Source organism: Kluyvera sp. (genome assembly GCF_965301105.1).
Genome location: NZ_CBDKZX010000145.1, coordinates 1 through 4753 on the forward strand (window position 1 = coordinate 1; position 4753 = coordinate 4753).

The 4753-nt window shown below is 56.7% G+C and carries 4 protein-coding genes and 1 pseudogene; 3 read left to right on the forward strand and 2 right to left on the reverse strand.

Annotated elements, in window-relative coordinates; all coding sequences use genetic code 11:
• Both ACW14G_RS22205 and ACW14G_RS22210 read left to right on the forward strand, forming a co-directional pair.
• A partial coding sequence (locus tag ACW14G_RS22205) for a hypothetical protein (RefSeq protein ID WP_251122747.1) occupies window positions 1-93 on the forward strand: 93 nt, incomplete at its 5' end.
• Window positions 94-368: 275 nt separating this feature from the next.
• The gene (locus ACW14G_RS22210; RefSeq protein WP_163448039.1) at window positions 369-653 is read left to right on the forward strand and encodes a hypothetical protein; all 285 of its coding nucleotides are present in this window, start codon (window positions 369-371) and stop codon (window positions 651-653) included.
• Window positions 654-709: 56 nt separating this feature from the next.
• On the opposite strand, the gene ACW14G_RS22215 is transcribed toward ACW14G_RS22210, so the two are convergent.
• Together ACW14G_RS22215 and ACW14G_RS22220 are read right to left on the reverse strand one after the other, a co-directional pair.
• Window positions 710-1516 carry a DUF2950 family protein gene (locus tag ACW14G_RS22215; protein WP_223803297.1) on the reverse strand — a complete coding sequence of 269 codons (807 nt, stop codon included), beginning with the start codon at window positions 1514-1516 and terminating at the stop codon, window positions 710-712.
• 11 nt (window positions 1517-1527) lie between these two features.
• The gene (locus ACW14G_RS22220; protein ID WP_167576764.1) at window positions 1528-3192 is read right to left on the reverse strand and encodes a DUF3300 domain-containing protein; all 1665 of its coding nucleotides are present in this window, start codon (window positions 3190-3192) and stop codon (window positions 1528-1530) included.
• Window positions 3193-3653: 461 nt separating this feature from the next.
• Between ACW14G_RS22220 and ACW14G_RS22225 the strand changes: the two are divergent.
• Window positions 3654-4753 (forward strand): annotated as a pseudogene (locus ACW14G_RS22225) (bifunctional aconitate hydratase 2/2-methylisocitrate dehydratase); the annotation flags it as partial.

Sequence of the window (4753 nt, forward strand, 5' to 3'; positions counted from 1 at the left end):
CACCCGACTCTGCACGAGTCCGTGGGCCTGGCTGCCGAAGTGTTCGAAGGTAGCATCACCGACCTGCCGAACCCGAAAGCGAAGAAGAAGTAATTCTTTTTCCCGGTTATCGGAATGACATAAGCGGCCTGAGGGCCGCTTTTTTTATGCTTTCTGTCACAAAGCTGTGTCGAAGCGTAGCAAAGATTGTGAGGCTGGTAACACATGCCGGCGGTGCTCAATCGACCAACGTCCGCTGTACGCGACGATCCCGTTATTTGCCCCCGTATTAGCCGTCCCCTCGGGAAACGTTCTGTTATATCTTGCCGTTATTTGAATAATAATAACGATATAAAATAGTAGCATGCTAATAAATTGAGGTGCTAGATATGAAAACGATTCTGACAACGGCAGCGCTGGCTGCGACCCTGATTTCCGGTATGGCTTTTGCGCAGGACGCCACCATCCCCTGGGCGGATAACAGCGGCGGTACCGAGAGCACGCATATTGCGGCGATGGGACAGGATCTGAATGCACAGCATCAGCAGGTGACAAAAACGCAGGAAGGCGTCTGGGCGGATAACTCCGGCAGCATCAGTGCGGATGAAGCCGCGTTGACCAGCAGCAAACCGCCGGTGAAAGGCCATCCAGAGCTCATGCCTCATCAGGGGTAAGAGCACATTGAGGTTTTAAAATACCCGGCAGCGTCTCCACGCTGCCGGGTATTTTTTTATTCGGCGACGGCCTTCCAGCCGACGCTGGAGTCCGGTGAGAACTGGGTAATCGCCTGCGCTTTTTGCGCCGTCTCTGCACCTAAGTTCGCTTCGTAAACGCGGTCGGTCTTATCGACCATAAAGCTCATGATGCCCGTTTGCCCCCACTCAACCGGCCAGGCCAGCAGAGCGACTTCGCCTTTATCGCCGTTGGCGATAATGCGGAAATGGTAGCCGTGATAGCCTTCACCTGGCACCGAAGGGCTGAAGTTTGGCCCCAGAGGGCTAGGATCTTCTCCTGGTTTGATGGGCCAGTAGAGGCCGTCCTTTTTCCCGTCGCTGCTGATAATTTTCTGCGCCCAGGCGTGGTTCAACTGATAGTAATCTTGCTGGGCATCCACGTAGGCGTGCATGGCTTCAATAGCCGAAAGCTCGTTGCGGCCTATTGCGCGGGTCAGGATCTCATCCTCGCCAGCGGCGATATTAAACTCCCAGCCTTTGTCGTTTTTCTCTATGGGAATGGGCAGCCGCCAGCCATCGTTGCCAACATCCAGCCAGGCGGTGTTGCCCTGCAGGACGATCCGATGTCCGAGCCGCCAGTCGCGAAGAAAACGAGCAACGGCCTCCTGGTCAACGCCGTCAGGGGGTAAAAACTGCTGCCAGTTTTCGCCGAAGAGTGTATCCAGCTTGCTGTTGTCTTCGTGGCTGACCGCATCAACCAGCGCGCTGGCTGCCTGGTCTGGCGTCGAAAACGTCTGCTGCGCCCACGCCATCAGCGGCGACATCGTCAGCGCCAGCAGCGCTATCTGTATCTGCTTTTTCATCTTGTTATCCTTTAGCGTCGACGGAACTCATGGTGCTCAGCAAGGCCACCGCTACGCTGCTCGCCGCCGAGGCCGGAAGCGCGACGGCTCTCCAGCCCGCGTGACTGCTGTGACTGCCAGGAGGGGGCGCGGCTTTCGTTGCCGCTGAAAACATTACTGCGTGCACCTTCACGCTGTGCCTGTAATGCGCTGCGCTGGCCCATCATGTCCTGATTAAGGTGCAGTTTCTCGCCGTTCTGACGCTCACGTTGCAGGCTCTGTCGCTGGCTGTCGTTTAACTGCGGATGCGACTGCTGGATGCGCTGCGCGGCCTCACGCGGCTGGGTATTCCGCGTGGCGATATGGCTCGTCGGGGCGTCGTAGCCGCGGAAGTTATTGCGCTGTGCGGTGTGGTTGAGCTGCTGCGATGCGGCGCGGCGCTGAGCGTCTCGCGAGTCAGCGGCCGCTGGCGTCGCGCCGTTGCTATGCGTGCGCTGGTTAAGCTGCTGCATTGCCGCTTGACGCTGTGTATCACGGTTCGGCGCAGTATGTTGGGTGGCGCTGAGGCCGCCCGCCACATCGGTCTGGTGCGGGGCAACTAACGCCGGAGTCTGGTGAGTGGCGCTCAGCCCGCCGGCGACGTTGGTCCGGTGGAACTGATTGGCCACCGTATTATTCGGATAAGGCGTATTACCGCGATAGGCCGGATTATGCTGCCAGTTGCGGGTTTCGCCGCTCAGGTTTGCTCCAGTTATCTTATTGAAATTATTTACATTAATATTGATGTTATCGCCATTATGCTGGTAGCCGCCATGATCATAATGATCGTCATCGTGATGGTGATCATCATCGTGGTGGTGATCGTCATCATCCCAGTCAATGTTGCTGAAAATCGCGTAGGTTGTCGCCACGCCCAGGCTATAGCCAAAGCCACGCACGAAGCTATCGGCAAATTGTTCCCCGGGGGGCGGCGGCAGATAAACCGGTGGCGCAGAGGTATAAGGCCAGCTGTTGCCATAAACAACCGTCGGGTTGTAGTTCGGAACGTACACCACTTGCGGATCGCTCGGTTCGATTTTGATCACCGTTGGCGAGCTGCTTGCGCTACTGGTGCTACTGGTAGCATGGCTGGTGCTGGTGGAGGAAACCGCGCGTTTCGTGGTGGTCACCGTTTGCTGAGGAGTCGATTTCAGCGAACCTGTCTGCTGCGCCAGCTGGCGCAGCTTTTGCACTGCATCCATCACATCCTGTGGCTGCGCCAGGAAGGCGTTGCCGAGGTTGGTAACCCATTGAGGATCTTCCCCCATCATGCCCGTCAGCTGTGGAAAGGCGACCAGCGATTTCACGCTGGCGTCCCACGGCTGCCCGGCGACGGCTTTTACCGCCGCATCGCCCTGCTGGCCGGGATGATCTTTCGACCATTGCACGGCCTGAGTGACGCTATCCGGGTAGGTGGAGGCCATCAACACCTGCGACAGCAGCGGGTCGGGGTAAAGGGCGATGGGCGCCACCCACTGGGTGATTTGCGCTGTGGAGTAGGTTGGCGTCGCTGCGGCTTCCGGCGCGGCGACGGCGGCAACCGGCGGCGCTTCCGGAGCGGCAGGTTCGCGGCTTTTCACATACAGCGTACCAGCCGCCGCAAGCAGCCCGGCGCTGCACACCAGTGCAATATAGTGGGGCTTAAAGGGCAAGTTCATGGTGGATCTCCAGAGAACTACACAGTCCGTATGAGGGATCGGATATGCCGCGAGTATAAAGAGACTGTTGTTTGTTTTTTGATTAAAGCAGGGATTTTGCGCGTTGTCGGAAAAATCTGACACGAGTTGCCCCTCTGGCGCGAAGTTCGCGTAAGGAGGTATCCGCCAGGCTCTATTGATGTTAATTACGTATATGCAATATTTTCATAACAAAACAAGGAACAATATGACTAACAGATGGTTGAATCCCGCCTTAAAGGGCAATTTTCTATTCTCTTATACCAACATTAACGATTCAGCAAATATTTAATGTTGCTTTTTTGTAAACGGATTAACAGTCCCCGGAAATCCTGCTATGCTGGCCCACGCGGTACCGGGCTTTTACCCTACAAACTGCTGTCTCACAGGAGCGTGAAGAGATCGCCGACCGCATATGACAATGAGAGCGAGGAGATACCGTCGTGCTAAAAGAATACCGTGAGCACGTAGCTGAGCGTGCAGCCGTTGGGATTGTTGCCAAACCCTTAGATGCAACCCAAATGGCCGCGCTGGTTGAGCTGCTGAAGAATCCGCCTGCTGGCGAAGAAGAATTCCTGTTAGATCTGTTAACCAACCGCGTACCGCCGGGCGTTGACGAAGCCGCCTATGTTAAAGCGGGTTTCCTCGCCGCCGTTGCGAAAGGCGAAGCCACTTCCCCGCTGGTCTCCCCAGAAAAAGCTATCGAACTGTTAGGCACCATGCAGGGGGGTTACAACATCCATCCGCTGATTGATGCGCTGGACGATGCGAAACTGGCGCCGATTGCTGCCAAAGCGCTTTCCCACACCCTGCTGATGTTCGATAACTTCTACGACGTCGAAGAGAAAGCCAAAGCGGGCAACGCCTACGCTAAGCAGGTTGTTCAGTCCTGGGCCGATGCCGAATGGTTCCTGAGCCGTCCTGCGCTGGCGGACAAAATTACCGTTACCGTCTTCAAAGTCACCGGTGAAACCAACACCGATGACCTTTCTCCGGCGCCGGATGCCTGGTCTCGCCCTGATATCCCTCTGCACGCGCTGGCGATGCTGAAAAACGCCCGCGAAGGCATCGACCCGGATCAGCCGGGCAGCGTTGGCCCGATCAAGCAGATCGAAGCCCTGCAGAAAAAAGGATTCCCGCTGGCCTACGTGGGTGACGTGGTGGGTACCGGTTCTTCCCGTAAATCCGCGACCAACTCCGTACTGTGGTTCATGGGTGACGATATCCCTCATGTACCGAACAAGCGCGGCGGTGGCCTGTGCCTTGGCGGCAAAATTGCACCAATCTTCTTCAACACCATGGAAGATGCGGGCGCGCTGCCAATCGAAGTGGACGTAGCCAACCTGAATATGGGCGACGTGATTGACGTCTACCCGTACAAAGGCGAAGTGCGCAATCATGAAACCGACGAACTGCTGGCAACCTTCGAACTGAAAACCGACGTGCTGATTGACGAAGTGCGCGCCGGTGGCCGTATTCCGCTGATTATCGGCCGTGGCCTGACCACCAAAGCGCGTGAAGCGCTGGGCCTGCCGCACAGCGA

What these genes read in the sequence shown, in the direction of transcription:
- ACW14G_RS22210 (WP_163448039.1), top strand. Translation starts at nt 369, where the DNA reads ATGAAAACGATTCTGACAACGGCAGCGCTGGCTGCGACCCTGATTTCC.
- ACW14G_RS22215 (WP_223803297.1), bottom strand. Translation starts at nt 1,516, where the DNA reads ATGAAAAAGCAGATACAGATAGCGCTGCTGGCGCTGACGATGTCGCCG.
- ACW14G_RS22220 (WP_167576764.1), bottom strand. Translation starts at nt 3,192, where the DNA reads ATGAACTTGCCCTTTAAGCCCCACTATATTGCACTGGTGTGCAGCGCC.